Source organism: Herbidospora solisilvae, assembly GCF_009901565.1.
In the GTDB taxonomy this organism is placed as follows: domain Bacteria; phylum Actinomycetota; class Actinomycetes; order Streptosporangiales; family Streptosporangiaceae; genus Herbidospora; species Herbidospora solisilvae.
On the sequence record NZ_WXEW01000009.1, the window covers coordinates 326,675 to 343,266 of the forward strand.

Genomic DNA, 16,592 nt, shown 5'->3' on the forward strand with positions numbered 1-16,592 from the left:
CCGTCCCGGCTCGCTCGACTCGCCGCGGTTCCCGCGCTCCTCGTGCTACCCGGCGGAGCCCACTCGCTCTGGCTTACCGGACGCGGCGCGTCTTCGGTGTTCCTCCACCGCGAGTTCGGCGTCCAGGTGGTCGACCGACCTGTGGTTCAGCGTCGACGACCGCTCCCCATCGGGGGCGCTACCTCGGCTACGTCCGCGCCGTCGCGCGGCGACGCCACGACGTCAAGCTCGATGACCCCATCACCTCCGTCCCGGTGGTCTACCCGCGGCAGCCGTTGCTGGTCGGCGACTCCACCACGGCCCGACGTCCCGGCACGCCCGTACCGACTCCCGAGGAGAAAGCATGAGCAGCACCCCGTCGCCGACACCAGACCCGTGGGACGTACCTCGCGCTGGTGTGTGCGGCCAGTCGCCGATCACGGCCCTGGCAGGCGTTGCGATGTCGACCCGGCTGGGTGCCTCCGCGCCGAGGCCGTCGGCGGCCTGCTGCTCGCCCAGCTCGAGGTAGGGCTGAGCGACAACCCACTGAGAAAGGAACTGCGGTGAAATCACTGTTACGTCGCGCGGCTGCCGGCTGCGCGGCCCTGCTCGCCATGCTCGCTGCGGGCGCGCCCGCCGTGGCGGCGGGTCCGGAGCCCCCGGTTCCGGTGCTGCGCTGGATCGACTGCGGCGACGGATTTCAATGCGCGGATGCCCGCGTGCCGCTGGACTACGACGACCCGCGTGGAACGACGATCACCATCGCCCTGATCCGCAAGCCGGCCGCCGATCCCGCGCAGCGCGTCGGCTCGCTGTTCCAACTGCCCGGTGGTCCCGCACAGTCCGGTGTACGGGTGCTGCGCGGCTCGCCGCCGCAACTGCTGGCGTTGCTGTCGCGCTTCGACGTGATCGGCTTCGACCAGCGGGGCACCGGCGCGAGCCGGCCCGCCGTCGACTGCCGTGCGACACCGCCGTCGTTCTTCACCCGTCCTGACGCGGTCGACGCCGACGCGTATGCCGCCGCGGCCCGCGCCTATGGGCTGTCCTGCCTGCGCCACAACCGGGAATTCTGCCGCACATGAGCACCGCGAACGTCGCCCGTGACGTCGATCTGCTGCGGCAGGCTGTCGGCGACCGCAAGCTCACCGCCATCGGCGCCTCGTACGGCACCGCCATCGGCGCCACCTACGCCAGCATGTTTCCCGGCCGCGTCCGGGCGATGGTGCTCGCCAGCGCCGTCGACGTGCGAACCGATCGCGACCATCCGGTCGACGGCGGCGAGGAGCAGTCGGCGGCGTTCGAGGACGAGCTCGACCGCTTCTTCGCCCGCTGCGCCGCCGCCGGAACCCGCTGCGGCTTCGGCGGCACCGATCCAGAGGACGCCTTCGACGATCTGCTGGCGCGGCTGGACCGCCAGCCGCTGCCCACCGGCGACCCGTCACACCCGCGGCTCACCGGGGACGACGTCCGCGAGGCGGCGCTGGCCGCCATGTACAGCCCGCGGCGGTGGCGCGACTTCGCCGCCGCGCTCACCGCCATCACGGCCGGACAGCTGGCGACCATGCTCGAGCTGCTGGCCGGCGGGGATGACTTCGGCTCCGAGGACCAGCGGTTCGCGGTGCTCGCGGTCGACCAGGGATTCGCCCGCGGACCCGTGGCCGGCTACGTCCACGACAGCGTCCACGCGTACCGGATGTTCCCGCACTTCTGGTGGGTGAACGGGCTGGTCAACCTCAACCTCGCGCTATGGCCGGTCGAGGACGGCGACGCGTTCCGCGGCCGGTTCCACTATCCCGACGGGGCCGCGCCGATCCTCGTCATCAGCAACACCCACGACCCGGCGACGCCGTACGCCGGCGCGCGGCAGCTCGTCGCCGACCTCGGCAACGCCCGGCTGCTCACCTACCAGGCCGACGGCCACGCGAGCCTCACGTCCGGCAACCCGTGCCTGGTCATCCCCGCCCTGGCCTACCTGACCGACGGCACGACACTGCCACCTGTGGGCGCTACCTGCCGCGACGACACCGACCCGTTCGCGCCGTGACCACACACGTCCAGCCCTGACCACCCGCATACCGGGCGGCGCGGTGTTCATCCCCGGAGGCACCGCGCCGCCGCACGGCACGGTCGGCGTCGCCGACGGCTGTGCACAATCGGTCGACGGCCGCTCGGACCGGGACGTCACCTACCTGTCCGCGTGGCTACGCGCCGGGTACGCTGTGGTCGCCACCCCCGGCACGCACCCGTACCTGCACGGGCCTCCGAGGCGTACGGCGTCATCGACATGGTCCGCGCCGCCCGCACCGTCGTGTCGCTGGGCCGGACCTGGCTCGCGGTCGGCCAGTCACAAGGCGGCCAGGCGGTCCTGTTCACCGGCGCGGTCGCCGACCGGTACGCACCGGAGCTCGACTACCGCGGCGCCATCGCGACCGCACCTCCCTCGCAGTGGCGCACGCTCATCGACGTCGCCCGCGCGTTCGAGCCCTCGGCACCGGCGAGCCCCAACGTCCTGCTGATACTGGAAATGCCGCGCGCCGCCCACCCACACACCTTCGACCCGGCCGACTACCTCACGCCCGCGGGCGCGGAGCTGTTCGCCCGGGCACGGACCGAACTGTGCTTCACCGAGCTGGCCGCACCGTCGGCGACGTGTACGACGTGGACGCCGCCGAGCGGCAACGGCTGACCCGGCTGATGGAACACGACGCCGACATCCCGATCGTCCGGCACCGGCGGCCGGTCTTCATCGCACAAGGCGCCGCCGACACCGTCGTATATCCGCCCGCCTCGAAGACCACCGCCGACCAGCTGGCCGCCGCCGGCACCGACGTGACGTTCCGCTTCTACCCCGGCGCCGACCACAGTGGACCGATGACGGCCGCCCTGCCCGAACTGCTCGCCTGGGCCGCCACCCAGACCAGAAGCTAAGCCACCGATTTCGCGACGCCGTCCTCGACCACAGCACGCCCGCGGGCCCGGTTCAGCCGGGACCCGCGCGGCCGCGTGCCAGCCGTCCCCTCTCTCGACGCTGTGAGCAGGAGTCATCCGTGCGCAGACGCCGTCCTCCCCGCTGTCATCGGTACGGCCGAGACGCATGCGCGCGGCGGCGCCTCAACAAGGCGTACGGGTACAAGCCACGAAGTGGCACAATGTGGTGATCATGGTGCCTGCGTGCGCGCACCGAGCTGGTACCTCTTGCAGAACGCAGAGTGATTGACAAGGACTGCGGCGGGCTCCATCCCGGTTGTCGGGTCGCATTCCGGGGGAGCGACGCACGCGCCGGCAACCCGCACCGCGTTGCCTCGCCTATCTGGTCCGTGCCGGCCTCGTGGGGGTCCGAACTCACGAACACGAGAACCGGCCGTCGGCTGGTGGGACCCGAACGTGCGCGAAAGCCACGCAGGCCGCAGTCGAAGACCGGTGCCGGCAGGCGCACGCCTACCTGCAAGGGCCGGACGGTGAGCCGAGCCCGCTCCCGCTGCTGCTGGTATCGCTCGACCTGCTGCAGATGTCGTTCGTCGTTGACAGGCCTGGCGCCCTCCTGGCGGTGGCGTCCCGGCCTGCGGTGGGGGCGCCGAGCGGCCCGGCTGGGCCCTGACCGGGCTCGGCACCGACCTGGCCGCCGCAGTCGTGGCAGTCCTCGGCTACACCCCGCCGGGCTTCGGCTCGACCGGCGCCATCAGTGGCCGCCGCATTGACCATCCCGTTCATGTCGACCCTGATCCGGGCGATGCTCGGCAGCGGCGCTACTGCCCAGCGTGTTCCCCTCGACGGCCGAGTTCGGCGCGATGCCGTGGCGCACCGGACCCTCGATGCGCATCCGCTCGGCTGAGGGCCACAGACGCGACGAACGGCTCCGCCTGGTTCATCGGGCGGGGACCACGGACAGCGACAGCACACCTGACCCCGCTGCCGTTCAGCTTTGTGGTGCTCTGCGAACCCCGGCCGACTGGATGTCAGGCGTCCGGCACACGGCTCGCTCGGCCATGTCCACCAGGATGTCGATCGCCTCGTCGACTGTGTGGCTGCGGCCGGTCACCAGCAGGTCGAGGCTCTCGAAGCTCGTCAGCACCCACAGCGCGTCGACCGCCTTGTCGACGGTGAGCCCTTCGCGCAGCTCACCCTCCCGTTCGAGGTGCTCGGCGAGGCTCTGCATGCCGGCCCGCCGGTCGGTCTCCATGTGGCGTACGGCGCCGCCGGCGGACTCGGGGTCCAGCCGGTCCATGGCGTGGAGCACGCGGTAGACCACCAGCTCCTGGCCCTTCATCCGGCTGGCCGCCCGGATTCCCTCGCGCAGGTGATCGCGCGCGTCGGCGGCGTCCACCGCCCCGCTGAGCTCGCCCAGACCGGTGCGCTCCCAGAGATCGACCACGAACGCGTCGAACAGGCCCGACCGTGAGCCGAAGTCGGTATAGATCGTCGACCTCGACACCTTGGCCAGCTCGGCCACCCGCCCCAGGCTGAGCTGCTCCGTCGGCGCCTCGCGCAGACACTGGCCGACCGCGTCCAGGATCCGGCGCCTCGTCTCCTCCGCGGCCTCGGCGCGGAGGACCTGCTCGTACTTGCGGGGTGCCATGCCCCCATCATGGCACATTCATCCGACAAGCAGTCTACTCAACTCGTGTCTGACCTAACGAAGCCGGTTGTCGGAGGACCCGAGTCGACGGCGTTCGTGAGCGTGGCGGTCCGGGCGGTCGATGCTTCCTGACACCCGTCGGCATGGAGAGGAGGGATGGTTCTGGTTCACCGTCGACGCGGTTAGGCCGGCACGCCGGCAGTTCCCCTTTTCGCGCCCGGAGGCGTGCTGATGGGCCCGGCAGGCGGTGGATTCGACACTCACCTCCCAGCCGATCAGTCCGGCCGCGTCCGCCCGAGCCTGCAGAGCGGTCAGCGCCGGAGCCACCCGTAGATCGCCTGCCGGCATCCGTGCCGCTCCTGGACGTCCCGCCGCGGCGCATCCACCCGCACCCGGATCCCGTCAATCAGCTGCCGTTTCGTCCAGATCGGCGGGCGCCCCGGCTTCCGGCCGACCAGTAGCAGCGGCTCCAGAACAGCCCGCTCCGCCGCCGGTAAGGGACCCACGAGGTCTCCGTGCAGATGGTCTTCTTGCTCATCTACCCGGAGACCTCTTTTTGTCGATCTGCGACACCTTGAGCGATCGCCACTCAGCTCACTTCTGAAACAGGCCCTGACGCCCATCGTCAACATCACTGCCGGCTGTCACAGAGCCCGTTACGCGCAGGATCAAGGCGGCGAGCGTGGCCGGCGCGGTGAGCGGCATCAGGTGGTCGGCGTTCTCGACGGTCTGGACAGTCGCCTGTGGCAGCAGCCCGGCGAGGTGCGCGACCAGCCGGTGCACCGGAGGCGGACTGTCCCCGCCCTGGACCAGCACGACCGGCTGGGCGACCGCAGGGTCGAACGTCCACGCGGCGAGCGCGGCAACCTCGCTGGTGAAGACCGGTCCGCAGCGGCTCGCCGCGTCGTCGACGACGGCCGCGCCCAGGACGTCGTCCATGATTTCGCGGTAGCGGGGCCCGCACACCAGAGGCATGAAGGCGTCGAACGCTGCCGCGTGGTCCCCGTGCGCGGTCGCGGCCATCGCCGCACCGATCACGGGACCGAAGGCCGCGCGGAGATCGTCCACATCAGACGGATCCGCCAGCGCGTCCACCAGCGGCGGTTCCAGCAGGCAGAGGGTACGCACGCACGAAGGGTGGTCCACCGCGAGCTGGAGCGCGATCGCTGCGGCGGATGAGTGCGCCACCACGTGCGCGGGCACACCGCCCAGCCGGTGCAGCAGTGTGGCCGCGTGCCGGGCGTGATCGGCGATAGTGAGGTCGTCCGGGACGGGGCCGCCGGTATAGCCGGCGCGGACCAACCGCACTACGCGGTGGCCGCGCAGCTCGGAGGCCAGCGGTGTCATCCAGTCCGCGAGGAGGGCGCCGTGCATCAGCAGGATCGGCTCACCGTCTCCGCCGGTGTCGGTGTATGCGATCTCGGCGCCCTCGATCGACGTTTTGGTCAGGGCGCTGCGAATGTCGGTCATGACAATTCCTTACGTTGGGGACTCTAGAAGCGCCGGCGTCCGCCGTCACGGCGGAGCAGACGGGCCCCGACCGCGGCGAAGCCAAGGCCCTGTACAGCGGCGCCGGCGACCTCGAACCACTCGACACCGGCGGCGAGGCCGACGATGTGCGTCGGCGGCCAGATCATGATTGCGGCGGCGGCCCAGCGGGCGATCGACCGGGACCGCCATAGGGCGAGGCCGAGCAGGAACGTGCCGACGAGGTTGCCGAGAACGAACAGCAGGAAAACCCAGGTCCCGGCCGCATCCTCCTGGCGGGCGTCGATCACGCCGGCGAAGTCGGCCATCGGCCCGCCGACCCGCACCATCGCGATGGTGGTGAGATCGGTGAGCAGGATGGCAAGGTAGCAGGCGTATCCGGCGGCCGTCAGCGTGCCGGCGATGAACGACAGCTTCGCCGCACCCCGGCCGGCTAGCCGCGCGGCGCCCAGCGTGGCGGGGATCATCAGCAGCGCGCCGAGCATGCCGAACAAGACCACGTTGTGCAGCAGGGCGGGGTGCGCCGCGGCGGCGGCCAGCGCGTCGGCGCCGGTCTGGTCGCTGGCGCCGGCCGCCTGCGCCAGCGCCCATCCGGTGTTGCAGGCGACGATGAACCACGGAGCGAGGAATGCCGCCGCAGCGAGTCCGAACCGTCGCAGGCCGGTTTCATAGCGGTCGAACGCCGGGTCCGTGGGCGGCGCAGGCAGGGATGTCCGGCCGACTGGCTGGGAGTCGCTGACGACGGCTTGTCCGTGCTCGCCCTCGCCGAGGGATGAGGCAGGAGTCATGATGAGGTCCTATTTTCAGTGAACGGCCTGTATGGTCAATTCATTCTGCGGTTTAGGACGACAGGTTGTCAATCGAAATTGCCCGAGTTCAGGGCGGGGCGTGTTGCCTGATCGACGGATGCTGTTCGCCGTATCGCGGAGGGCTGGTCACTCCCTCCGGGCCGATGTCGTCGTCGGCGGCGTTCGTGCAGAGCCCGCCGCCTTGCGCCAGCCGCAGGACCATCACCACGCCACCAGGGGTGCCCTTAACGGGCGCGTCACCAACCGCCAAAGTGCGGATGATCTCTTAACTGACCCCTTCTGCAATGCCCGGCCGCTTTGAGCGGATCTGTAGGACATGGAGTGCGCGGACGTTCCGTACTGCAAGCTCCCGTCTCCGAAGCTAGCGAGGGAATCTAACGATCGTTAGATGCACGATCGGCCAGGCCTTACCAGATGCCCGATTCGACCCATCCCGGCCGGGCATCAACGCGTGCATCAAAGGTGGCCGGGGGGCTGCGTCTCGTCGGTTCGGGGGACACGAACGCCGAGCCTGCGGACAGGAAGGCCAGCGCCGAGCCGGTCGCGTCGACGTCGAACGAGTGCACGGCGTCCGGGAACAGCCCGGTCTCACCGGAGAGCGAGTCGGCGATCCGGCCGTCCAGGCCGGGAGACGCCAGCACGGGAGCCCGGCCGGCCTGCGCCGCCCGGGTCCACAGCGCGCCGGAGTGGAGGAAGGCGACCGTCCCGCCGTCGGCGCTCAGCCGTGCGGCGGTGGGCAGGTCGCCGACGTCGAACGGGAGGTCGCCCGAGACGTAGGGGGCCGTAGCGGCGGCGTCCAGCGTCACGTCGGCCCTCCGGCGAGGTCGGCCACGACCACGCCCTCGCCCAGGCCGCCGCCTGCGCCGAGGCCAGCGGGCGCTCGCCCGGCAGCCGGTCGCCCGAGTCGGCGTCGAAGCGCAGCAGCACGGGCGCGTCGTCGCGCCGGACGTACACGGCGAGCACTCCGTAGAACTGGAGGTCGGGCACCTCGGCGAGGGCGTCCACTTGGTAGGCGCGCGCCAGCGGATCGGCCGCCGCCACCCCGCCCGGCGGCCTTTCCGCGCCGGTCAGGGTCATGGCGGGCTCCCTGGTGCCCCGCGACCGGCATTGCGTCCAGCCTGGCCGCGGAGTGCCAAGTCAGCTCGAGACTTCCTCCCCTCGCCGGTCGTCGCCGGTTGTGGCGGGGATGGCGGCGTCGATGAGGACAGTGGCGATGGCGGCGGCGGTGGGGAAGGCGTCGGCGTTGAGGACCCGGGTGCGGGCCGCGGCGCCGTCGATGAGCAGCGCGAGTTGCTCGCCGAGCTGTTCGGGGTCGGCGGCGCCGGCTTCGCGGGCGGTGTCGGCGAGCCGCGCGGCGACGGCTTTCTTGTAGTCGCGGGCGTACTGGGATGCGGGGTGCTGCGGATCGTGGAGTTCGACGGCGGCGCCGATGTAGGGGCACAGGGGGGTGGTGGGGGGAATGTCGAAGGCGGCGAGGAGCCGTTCGCGGGGTGTGAGGTCGGTGCGGTCGAACACGCCGGACAGAACGGAGGGGTCGAACCGGCGCAGGTACTCGGCGACGAGTTCGTCCTTGCCGGTGAAGTGCTCGTAAGCCGTGCGCTTGGACACCTGGGCCGCCGCGCAGAGCTGGTCCATGCCGGTGCGGTTGATGCCCTGCTCGCGGAACAGCTGCTGGGACGCGCTGAGGATGCGCTCGCGAGCGCCCCGGCCCCGGCGGCGGCCCGTGGGGCCCTTCTCCAACTCCGTCATGGGTCCATGGTACGCCGGTTGGGTAACGACCGGTGTACATAGTTTGCGTCCCGGCCGCCCAGCCCGTACGTTAAGCACACAGATCGGTGTACATAATATCGTCCCCCTGGTGCGACGGCACCACCGACCCGAGGAAGCGACTATGGGAAAGCTCGACGGCAAGGTCGCGGTCATCACCGGCGGCACCACCGGCATGGCGCTGGCCGGCGCGAAGCTGTTCGTCGATGAGGGAGCGCACGTCTTCATCACCGGCCGCCGCCAGGAGGTGCTGGACGAGGCCGTGAAGCAGATCGGCCGCAACGTCACCGGCGTCCAGGGCGACGCCGCCGACCTGGACGACCTGGACCGCCTGTTCGACACCGTCAAGCGGGAGAAGGGAAGCCTCGACGTGCTGTGGGCCAGCGCCGGCGGCGGCGAGCCCGCCCCGCTCGGTGAGATCACCGAGGCCCAGTTCGACACCTGGTTCGGGCTGAACGCCCGCGGCACCCTGTTCACCGTCCAGAAGGCCCTCCCGCTCTTCAACGACGGCGGCTCCATCCTCATGACCGGCTCCAACGCCTCCCTCGGCGCCTTCCCCGGCTGGAGCGTCTACGCCGGCAGCAAGGCCGTCCAGCAGGCCTGGGCCCGCATCTGGCTCAACGAGCTCAAGGACCGCCGCATCCGCGTCAACGTCCTGACCCCCGGCCAGGTCGCCACCGCCAAGCAGGAAGAACTCTTCGACGAGGCCACCAAGCGCCAGTTCGAGTCCCTCATCCCCCGCGGCCAGATGGGCCGCCCCGAGGAGATCGCCACCGCCGCCCTCTTCCTCGCCTCCGACGACTCCAGCTACGTCAACGGCATGGAACTCGTCGTCGACGGCGGCACCACCGCCATCTGAACCGGACGATCCACAACCAGAGCAGGCATCTCATATGAGCAACATCAGCATCATCGGCGCCGGAAACATGGCCCGCACCATCGGCGCGCGGGCGATAGCGGGCGGCAACACCGTCGAGATCATGGGCCGCGATCAGTCCAAGGCCGCCGACCTGGCCAGGGCTCTCGGCAGCGGCGCCACGACGGGAGAATGGGGCACCGCCCCGGCCGGGGACATCGTCATCGTGGCCCTGTTGTACGACGGTGTCGTGCCGGTCGTCGCCCAGTACGGAGACGCTCTCGCGGGCAAGGTCATCGTGGACATCAGCAATCCCTTCAATTCCACGTTCGACGGGCTGGCCCACCGCGAGGAGACCTCGATCGCGCAGGAGGTCGCCAAGGCGGCCCCGGCCGGCGCCGGCGTGGTGAAGGCGTTCAACACCATCTTCCGCCATGTCCTGGAGAAGGGTCGGCCCGACGTCTTCATCGCGGGCGACGATGCGCAGGCCAAGGCACGTGTGGAGGCGTTCGTCGAGAGCCTCGGGCTGCGCCCGCTGGACGTCGGCGGCCTGAAAATGGCGCACTGGCTCGAAGGAGCGGGCGTGGTCACGGTGGGCCTCGCCAACCACGGGGTGGGGAACGTGGACTTCGCCCTCGGCGTCACCGAACTTCCCGTTTGAACCCACGGTTGACGCATTACCGAATCGCCGCCCTAGCTGTTCTTCCCGCGGACGTTGGTGACAGGAGGATGGACTTCGGCGGCTCGCCGTCGATGACGGCTTTGACTCGGTTGCGGGGCTCCGATCCCTCGCAGATGCTCGGCTCGCCTCTCAGCGTGCGTGCACCAGCCGCCGTTGTCGTGGCTGCCCTCAATCTTCAACCCCCACAGGGCATCTGCGCCTTCAGTCTGAGCGCACTTCCGCCAGGTCATTCAGTCCACGACGGGATACCGGTCCGAGGAGCAGATCTCATTCGATCCGCAGGGACCTGGCCCTTGGTGCACCACGCCCTCGCGAGACGGCTGTCTCCGAGCAGACCTGGGCCGAGGCCGTGGAGGTCTTCAGCGCGCACGGCTCACGCGAGTACCGGGAGACCGAAGCCCTCGACCCTGGCCGACACCGCGCAGGCCTGGCGCAGCCGCCGCCGTGGTAGGTCTCCAACCGACGGCGGCATTCTTGACCTGAATGGGGGGCTGGGCACGCGTGCACCGGGTAGCCCGGAAACGGGAGAGGAGCAGCCGTCATGACGCGATCGGATGACTCGGCCCCCCTGGCCGACCGCCGGAACCCTGAAGAGGACCACGACGAGCCTGACATCGCCGGAGAGTTCAGCCCGTCCGCCACCGACCCGGCCAACCAGCCGGAGGACGACCCCGACAACAAGGTGTACGGCGAGGACGAGGGCTACGACAGGCCGACCGAGGTCTAGAAGGCTGCTGAAGATCTTGTGTTCTGGCCTCGTTCTTTCGGGACTGAGGCCAGAGTGGTGACGTGCAGGGTGAGTGGGCCGGAGAGCTGGTCGGGCCGGATGTGTGGCAGACCTGCCGGGAGCTGATCCCGGCCGGGAGCGTGTTCGCGTTCTTGGCCGAGCATCGTCAGGCGCTGTTTCCGGCGGAGATGTTCGCGGACATGTATCCCTCGCGCAACGGGCGTCCAAGCATGCCACCGGACATCTTGGCAGCCGCGGTGGTGCTGCAGACCTTGCAGGGGTTGTCGGATGTCGACACCGTACAGGCATTGCGGTGTGACCTGCGGTGGAAGACGGCCTGTGGGCTGGGGTTGTATGACACCGCGTTCGATCCGTCACTGCTGACCTATTTCCGGCGGCGGCTGGCCCGCTCCCGCAAGCCGAACCGCCTGTTTGAGGCCGTCCGTGAGGTGGTCGCGGCGACCGGAGTGCTCAAGGGCAGGCAGCGGCGGGCGCTGGATTCGGCGGTGCTGGATGACGCGGTGGCCACCCAGGACACCGTCACCCAGGTGATCGCCGCGATCCGGCGGGTGATCCGTCACGTGCCCGGCGCCGCGCAGGTCGCGGGCATGTCCTGCACCGCGCATGACTACGCCGATCCGGGCAAGCCGCATATCGCCTGGGATGACGGGCAGGCCCGGGCCGCGCTGGTGGACGCGCTGGTCACCGACGCGATCCGTCTGCTGGCCGGCCTGCCCGAGCAGCCGCTGGAGGAGCGGGCGGCCACCGCGGTGGGCCTACTGGCCCTGGTCGCCGGCCAGGACGTCGAACCCGCCGAAGGTTCCGACGGCCGTGACGGGCGGTGGCGCATCGCCCAGCGGACCGTCCCCGACCGGGTGATCTCCACAGTCGATCCCGAATCACGGCATGTGCATAAACCCGGACCCACCGCCAGGACGGCTTCAAGGCCCACGTCGCGGTCGAACCCGAGACCGGCCTGTTCACCGCCGTGGCGCTGCGGCCCGGATCGGGTGCCGTCCATCACGAGGCCGCCCTCGCGCTGGACCTGCTCGCCGCCGAAGACGGCATCCTGGACGTCTTCGGCGATGCCGCCTACTCCACCGGGCCTTGCCGCCACGCGCTGACCTCGGCAGGGCATCGCGCGGTGATCAAACCTGCGCCGCTGCGACCGGCCGTGCCCGGCGGGTTCAACCTGGACGACTTCGCCATCGACACCACCGGCAACACCGACAACACCGTGACCTGCCCGGCCGGGCACCAGGTCCCGCTGTCGGCGGCCTCCGGCATCCACCTGCAGCGCAAGGCGTTCTTCGCCGGCTGGTGTGCCGGCTGCCCGCTGCGCCCGCGCTGCACCACGGCCAAAGCCGGGCGCATCCTGACCATTCGCCCCCACCACGACGAGCTTGCCGCCGCCCGCGGCCAAGCCGCCACCGATCCGGCCTGGCGGGCCGACTACCGGCGCTGGCGGCCCCCGGTCGAAAGGGCTATCGCCTGGATCGTCGCCCGGGGCAACCGCCGATTACGGTATGTCGGCACCATCAAGAACAACGCCTGGCTCCACACCCGCGCCGCCGCTCTCAACCTGCGAACCCTGATCAACCTCGGACTCACCCACACGAACGGGTCCTGGACGCTGGCCTCAACGACCATCTGAGAAATCGCGAACCGCGCAACGTCGCCGCACACGAACAAGATTTTCAGTGGTCTTCTAGGGCCTGTTTCTTGGATCAGGTGCGGAGCCATCTGCGATGGTCACCGTGCTGAGAAAGATGTAGCCGCGTTTGTCGTAGCGGGTGGCCACGGCCCGGAACTGTTTGAGCCGGTTGAGCGCCCGTTCGACCACGTTGCGGCGGACGTAACAGGCGGGGTCGAAGCCGGGCCATCAACCCGCGCCAGCGGCGATGCGCTTCTGGTCGGCGGGCTCGGGAATGGTGTGCCGGATCTTGCGGGGGCGCCGGTAGGAGCGGTTTCCCCGGGAGCTGCAGGCCTTGTCGGCGGCGACGCTGACCGGGCGCGTCCTGGGCCGGCCCACGGCCATGCGTGGCACCCGGATGCGGTCAAGCACCGCCGTCATCTGCGGGCCGTCACCGCCTTGTCCCGCGGTGAGCAGGAACGACAGGGGGCGGCATCCGCCGTCGGCTGCTAGGTGGATCTTCGTGCCGAACCCGCCGCGTGAGCGGCCTGACCCTTCCCAGTCGCCCGCCAGTACCGGATCGCCCCGCTTTATCCCGGTCGCCACCCCTTGGGCGGGTGTGGCGACCGGGGGCACTCCGCAGGCGGCCGCCTCGATGTAGACCATGCCGAAGTTCTCGTTTACGGCGGGAGCGGCCATGAGATCAGCGCAGGCCAGCCCGTTGGGCAGTTCGTCGTGGCCACGCGGCACCTGGCGATCTACGCGCGTGATCCCGAAGCGCTCGCTGCCTTCTACCAGCAACACTTCCAGATGGACGCCATCATGGTGGACCCCGACGGCTACCTGACGTTCGCGCTGCTCAAGCTCCAGATGGCGAGGCACCCATGGGCATGAACCACTTCGGCTTCCACCTGCCCAACGTCCAGGCCGCCTGCGAGATGCTGACCTCTAGTGGGCTGCCGAGCCCGGCCCTGCGAGGCTCGAAGCGTCCCTACGCGGAATATCGGGCCATCGACCCGGAAGGCAACTGGTTCGACCTTTCAGCGCACGGATATGGAATCCCTGGTTAGCGGGTGGGTCAGAAGTCGACGAGGGCGGCAGTACGAGGTGGCTTCGGACTCTTGAGGGGTCGGGACAATTGCCGCTCACCCCATGTCACATGCATACATCCGAAATGGCCCAGCGCTTTCAGGTCGGCGTCGGCCAGCTGCCGCACCCGCCACTGCCGGTGGCCGTCCATCCAGAGGAAGACCTGATCGAGGGCGGGCACGCCGCAGCCGCCGGCGAGGTCGACCAGACGCCCCCCGACCGGCCTCCTGACGAGGAGGAGGCTTCCCACAGGTCACCTGCCAGGATGGCCGGATCTCCGAACAGCACCTGGTGGTCGTGGGCGACGGTCGGACCAGCAGACCAGGGGCTCTCCGCCGAGATGGACTAGCTTCCCATGCCGATGGACCCACGTCTCGGGATAGGGCGTCGGCGGCACATACGGCAGGCCAACGGACCTGTTGCAGCGGACGGCAAGGCGGATCCAAGGCCGGGTCCCTAACGTCCGGCTCCATGAGATCACTTCACCTCCTGATCGGTGTCCTGGTCGCCGCCGGAACACTCGCCGCCCCGGCGACCGCCGACTCCGGGCCCGTCATAGTCGGTGCCGAGGCGACCGTCACCGAGTCACTCCAGACGTTCTGGACCCCGGAGCGCATCGCGCGAGCCAGGTCGCGGGAGCTGTCTGCCGCCGCGGAAGGCGCCGCCCCGGCCCGGCCGGCCGAACCGGCGGGGCGTGAACTGACCGTCCCGGGCTCGGCGCCCGTCGGCGGCCCGCAGAAGGGATTCCTCGCCAACCCCATGGTGGGCCTGATCCTCGGGGAGGACGCGCAGGGACTGTTCGCCTGCTCGGCGAGCGCGGTGGGCGGCCCCGGCCGCAACGTCATCGCGACCGCAGCCCACTGCGTACACGACGGCCCAGGCGGCAGCTGGGCGAGGAACCTCGTTTACATGCCCTACTACAACTACGGCCCCGACCCCTACTACGGCACCTGGACCGTCGTCGGGACCTACGTCTACAGCCCGTGGATCGAGTCGCGTGACTACACCTACGACTACGCCTTCGCGAGCGTGCTGCCGCGCGACGGCCGGGTCCTCGGTGACGTCACGGGATGGAACGGCATGTCGTTCAACCGCACGGGTGTCTACACCGCCGCGTTGTGGGGCTACCCGGCGATCCCGCCGTCCGAGGGCGAATGGCAGTACAACTGCGCCACCACCGTGATCGCCAGCATCTTCAAGAGACTGCAGGCTGGCGGGGACTGCGCGACTCTCGCCGCGCCGGGGTCGAGCGGCGGTCCGTGGATGTACGACTACCAGCAGTCCAGAGGCTGGGGTTACCTCACGTCGGTGAACAGTCAGGGAGCCCAGGGCAAGTACGTCGTGGGCCCGTTCTTCGGCGACGCCGCGCGGCAGCTCTGGGAGCACGCCGGCAGCCACGGCGCGAACCTGTCATGACGAGGGCCGGATCGTGAGGTCCCTACACCGGCTTTAAGATCATCGCGCGAAGTACGTCGACGCACCCTCCTGCCCTGGCCTGCCAGGGACCCACCGGCCAGCCCGTGGGTAGCCCTTCACCGGACACTCGGCCGCGTGTACGCCGTGGCCTTTAAGCCTCGCGTTCAGTAGTCGAGAGCGCGGTCGGCAAGGGCGGCCGGTGTCGAGTGACTAGTGAGCCGGCCACCGCCGCGCGACCGGCTCACTAGTGCTGTGACCGGAAACGTTGACCGGGTTGAGCGGTCAGGCCGCAGCTGAGAGCGGTCGGCCGCCCCAGCGGATGCCTTTCTCGCTGCGGATGCGGGCGCGTTCGCGGCGTTGAGCTGCCAGCACGTCCGGGTGACGGGCGTTGAGATTGCGCCAGCGCAGATAGGCATGCACAGCCCGGGTCTGGACGGTGTGGTTGGGATGGTCGGAATCGGCGATGGTGAACTGGCGTAGCGGCCCGAAGTGTGCCTCAATCGGGTTGGCCCAGGAGGCCAGCAACGCGCGTAAGGTTTCCCGGCCGATCTCGATCGCCCGGCCGGGAAGAGCCCGCAGGTAGGCGGCGAGTTTGCGGATGGACCAACGGGTGAAGGGCTGCCCGAGCCGGGCCGGTCGGGTTGGCCGTCGTGACGACGGATTCTTCTTCGTCGTCACTGAGCAGGCGGGGACGGCCTCCCGCCCACCGAGGGTTCAGGCAGGCCAACCCGATCTTGTTGAACCGGTGAATCACATCGCGGACGGTGTCTTCATCGGCGGCCACCAGCCGGGCGATCACCGGGACGGTATTACCCCCGGCCGAGGCCAAAGGATCATCGCCCGCCGGTAACGCACCGAACTGGTGCTGCCCCGGCGGACGATCTGCTGGAATTTCTGCCCTTCAGCGTCCATCGATCTGGTGACTGGCGCTCCTGCGGTCCGGTTGTGCCTGATCGCGCACGTCAGCGCCAAGATCCGCTGAGCCACTCGGACACCGACTTCTTCGATGGTCCGGCCGCCGTGTTGTTTGAGACCCAGCTGGCCTTTGAGGGTGTCGTTGACGGATTCGATGAGCTGCCGGACTGTCTTGAGCAGTGATTCTCCGGGACGGGGTGTGCCGCGGTTGCGGTAGGAAGGCCGCAACAGGCTGACACCCCGGGCGGCCGGGAACCGGTCGAGCTCGGCGGCGATATAACCCTTGTCGGCCAGGATCAGCAGCCCGGGCCGGGCGGCGATCAGCTGTGGTTCCCGTTCGCAGATGGCCCATCAGCACCTGGCGTTCATCGACTTTCGGGTCGGCCAGAGCCCAGGTGATGGGCAGCCCGGCAGGGGTGCAGACCAGATGAAGCTTCAGTCCCCAGTAGAAGCGCGAGTGGCAGTGGCCGTAGCTCGTCCAGCCGGCCAGGTTCGAGCGCAGGACCGCGGGCCGGGGAGCGGACGGACTCCACCGGGGTGGAGTGCACGATCCAGCATCCGTCAGCCCACAGGTCGGTGTGCGCGAGGTTCCCGTCAAGGAGAACAGAGCAGGTCAGGTCGGTCCGCACAGGCTCGACGATCTCGGCTGAGCGGT

At 69.8% G+C, this 16,592-nt stretch carries 17 protein-coding genes and 3 pseudogenes; 11 read left to right on the forward strand and 9 right to left on the reverse strand.

All coding sequences use genetic code 11. The features are described 5' to 3' along the window. Positions 1 to 542: 542 nt before the first annotated feature. From GT755_RS30050 to GT755_RS40745, 5 genes are all read left to right on the forward strand, one after another. Positions 543 to 1,061, forward strand: a complete 519-nt coding sequence (locus tag GT755_RS30050) for an alpha/beta fold hydrolase (protein ID WP_161482943.1) — start codon at positions 543 to 545, stop codon at positions 1,059 to 1,061. Then, positions 1,058 to 2,023, forward strand: coding sequence for an alpha/beta hydrolase (locus tag GT755_RS30055; RefSeq protein ID WP_161482944.1), 966 nt, complete (start codon positions 1,058 to 1,060; stop codon positions 2,021 to 2,023). Before GT755_RS30050 ends, GT755_RS30055 begins: the two co-directional genes overlap by 4 nt. Positions 2,024 to 2,176: 153 nt before the next feature. Continuing rightward, positions 2,177 to 2,665 (forward strand): hypothetical protein, encoded by a 489-nt coding sequence (locus tag GT755_RS30060; RefSeq protein WP_161482945.1) that lies wholly within the window; start codon positions 2,177 to 2,179, stop codon positions 2,663 to 2,665. Further along, positions 2,629 to 2,907 (forward strand): prolyl oligopeptidase family serine peptidase, encoded by a 279-nt coding sequence (locus tag GT755_RS30065; RefSeq protein WP_161482946.1) that lies wholly within the window; start codon positions 2,629 to 2,631, stop codon positions 2,905 to 2,907. Before GT755_RS30060 ends, GT755_RS30065 begins: the two co-directional genes overlap by 37 nt. Before the next feature lie 781 nt (positions 2,908 to 3,688). Further along, positions 3,689 to 3,811, forward strand: coding sequence for a hypothetical protein (locus GT755_RS40745; RefSeq protein WP_268903566.1), 123 nt, complete (start codon positions 3,689 to 3,691; stop codon positions 3,809 to 3,811). Between the two features lie 84 nt (positions 3,812 to 3,895). Here GT755_RS40745 and GT755_RS30070 read toward each other — a convergent pair whose 3' ends face one another. The 6 genes from GT755_RS30070 to GT755_RS30095 all read right to left on the reverse strand — a co-directional run bounded on the left by GT755_RS30070 (position 3,896) and on the right by GT755_RS30095 (position 8,601). After that, on the reverse strand, positions 3,896 to 4,555 hold the full coding sequence (locus GT755_RS30070) for a TetR/AcrR family transcriptional regulator (RefSeq protein ID WP_161482947.1): 660 nt from the start codon (positions 4,553 to 4,555) through the stop codon (positions 3,896 to 3,898). A 594-nt stretch (positions 4,556 to 5,149) separates the two neighbouring features. Beyond that, the gene (locus tag GT755_RS30075; RefSeq protein ID WP_202610674.1) at positions 5,150 to 6,025 is read right to left on the reverse strand and encodes an alpha/beta fold hydrolase; all 876 of its coding nucleotides are present in this window, start codon (positions 6,023 to 6,025) and stop codon (positions 5,150 to 5,152) included. A gap of 23 nt (positions 6,026 to 6,048) precedes the next feature. Then, positions 6,049 to 6,831 (reverse strand): hypothetical protein, encoded by a 783-nt coding sequence (locus GT755_RS30080; protein ID WP_161482948.1) that lies wholly within the window; start codon positions 6,829 to 6,831, stop codon positions 6,049 to 6,051. A gap of 88 nt (positions 6,832 to 6,919) precedes the next feature. Then, positions 6,920 to 7,102, reverse strand: a complete 183-nt coding sequence (locus GT755_RS30085) for a hypothetical protein (RefSeq protein ID WP_161482949.1) — start codon at positions 7,100 to 7,102, stop codon at positions 6,920 to 6,922. Positions 7,103 to 7,259: 157 nt separating this feature from the next. Continuing rightward, positions 7,260 to 7,658, reverse strand: coding sequence for a hypothetical protein (locus GT755_RS30090; RefSeq protein WP_161482950.1), 399 nt, complete (start codon positions 7,656 to 7,658; stop codon positions 7,260 to 7,262). 331 nt (positions 7,659 to 7,989) lie between these two features. Beyond that, positions 7,990 to 8,601, reverse strand: a complete 612-nt coding sequence (locus GT755_RS30095) for a TetR/AcrR family transcriptional regulator (RefSeq protein ID WP_161482951.1) — start codon at positions 8,599 to 8,601, stop codon at positions 7,990 to 7,992. Positions 8,602 to 8,743: 142 nt separating this feature from the next. Between GT755_RS30095 and GT755_RS30100 the strand changes: the two genes are divergently transcribed. From GT755_RS30100 to GT755_RS30115, 4 genes and pseudogenes are all read left to right on the forward strand, one after another. After that, complete coding sequence (locus GT755_RS30100; protein WP_161482952.1) at positions 8,744 to 9,478, forward strand: SDR family NAD(P)-dependent oxidoreductase; 735 nt, start codon at positions 8,744 to 8,746, stop codon at positions 9,476 to 9,478. Between the two features lie 34 nt (positions 9,479 to 9,512). Continuing rightward, on the forward strand, positions 9,513 to 10,136 hold the full coding sequence (locus GT755_RS30105; protein WP_161482953.1) for an NADPH-dependent F420 reductase: 624 nt from the start codon (positions 9,513 to 9,515) through the stop codon (positions 10,134 to 10,136). Positions 10,137 to 10,698: 562 nt separating this feature from the next. Further along, positions 10,699 to 10,884, forward strand: a complete 186-nt coding sequence (locus tag GT755_RS30110) for a hypothetical protein (protein WP_161482954.1) — start codon at positions 10,699 to 10,701, stop codon at positions 10,882 to 10,884. Between the two features lie 62 nt (positions 10,885 to 10,946). Beyond that, a pseudogene (locus GT755_RS30115) lies at positions 10,947 to 12,538 on the forward strand (IS1182 family transposase). 228 nt (positions 12,539 to 12,766) lie between these two features. On the opposite strand, the gene GT755_RS41670 reads toward GT755_RS30115, so the two are convergent. Then, positions 12,767 to 13,399 (reverse strand): glycosyltransferase, encoded by a 633-nt coding sequence (locus tag GT755_RS41670; protein WP_161482956.1) that lies wholly within the window; start codon positions 13,397 to 13,399, stop codon positions 12,767 to 12,769. 292 nt (positions 13,400 to 13,691) lie between these two features. Between GT755_RS41670 and GT755_RS30130 the strand changes: the two genes are divergently transcribed. Together GT755_RS30130 and GT755_RS30135 are read left to right on the forward strand one after the other, a co-directional pair. Beyond that, positions 13,692 to 13,955 carry a hypothetical protein gene (locus GT755_RS30130; RefSeq protein WP_161482957.1) on the forward strand — a complete coding sequence of 88 codons (264 nt, stop codon included), beginning with the start codon at positions 13,692 to 13,694 and terminating at the stop codon, positions 13,953 to 13,955. Positions 13,956 to 14,077: 122 nt separating this feature from the next. Next, a complete protein-coding gene (locus GT755_RS30135; RefSeq protein WP_161482958.1) occupies positions 14,078 to 15,022 on the forward strand; it encodes a trypsin-like serine peptidase in 945 nt (314 codons plus the stop codon). 282 nt (positions 15,023 to 15,304) lie between these two features. Here GT755_RS30135 and GT755_RS41385 read toward each other — a convergent pair. Then, positions 15,305 to 15,934 (reverse strand): annotated as a pseudogene (locus tag GT755_RS41385) (helix-turn-helix domain-containing protein). After that, a pseudogene (locus tag GT755_RS41735) lies at positions 15,926 to 16,515 on the reverse strand (transposase); the annotation flags it as partial. The pseudogenes GT755_RS41735 and GT755_RS41385, both read right to left, overlap by 9 nt. Between the last annotated feature and the right edge of the window lie 77 nt (positions 16,516 to 16,592).

What these genes read in the sequence shown, in the direction of transcription:
- GT755_RS30055 (WP_161482944.1), top strand. Translation starts at nt 1,058, where the DNA reads ATGAGCACCGCGAACGTCGCCCGTGACGTCGATCTGCTGCGGCAGGCT.
- GT755_RS40745 (WP_268903566.1), top strand. Translation starts at nt 3,689, where the DNA reads ATGTCGACCCTGATCCGGGCGATGCTCGGCAGCGGCGCTACTGCCCAG.
- GT755_RS30070 (WP_161482947.1), bottom strand. Translation starts at nt 4,555, where the DNA reads ATGGCACCCCGCAAGTACGAGCAGGTCCTCCGCGCCGAGGCCGCGGAG.
- GT755_RS30075 (WP_202610674.1), bottom strand. Translation starts at nt 6,025, where the DNA reads ATGACCGACATTCGCAGCGCCCTGACCAAAACGTCGATCGAGGGCGCC.
- GT755_RS30080 (WP_161482948.1), bottom strand. Translation starts at nt 6,831, where the DNA reads ATGACTCCTGCCTCATCCCTCGGCGAGGGCGAGCACGGACAAGCCGTC.
- GT755_RS30095 (WP_161482951.1), bottom strand. Translation starts at nt 8,601, where the DNA reads ATGACGGAGTTGGAGAAGGGCCCCACGGGCCGCCGCCGGGGCCGGGGC.
- GT755_RS30100 (WP_161482952.1), top strand. Translation starts at nt 8,744, where the DNA reads ATGGGAAAGCTCGACGGCAAGGTCGCGGTCATCACCGGCGGCACCACC.
- GT755_RS30105 (WP_161482953.1), top strand. Translation starts at nt 9,513, where the DNA reads ATGAGCAACATCAGCATCATCGGCGCCGGAAACATGGCCCGCACCATC.
- GT755_RS30110 (WP_161482954.1), top strand. Translation starts at nt 10,699, where the DNA reads ATGACGCGATCGGATGACTCGGCCCCCCTGGCCGACCGCCGGAACCCT.
- GT755_RS30130 (WP_161482957.1), top strand. Translation starts at nt 13,692, where the DNA reads ATGGCCCAGCGCTTTCAGGTCGGCGTCGGCCAGCTGCCGCACCCGCCA.
- GT755_RS30135 (WP_161482958.1), top strand. Translation starts at nt 14,078, where the DNA reads ATGAGATCACTTCACCTCCTGATCGGTGTCCTGGTCGCCGCCGGAACA.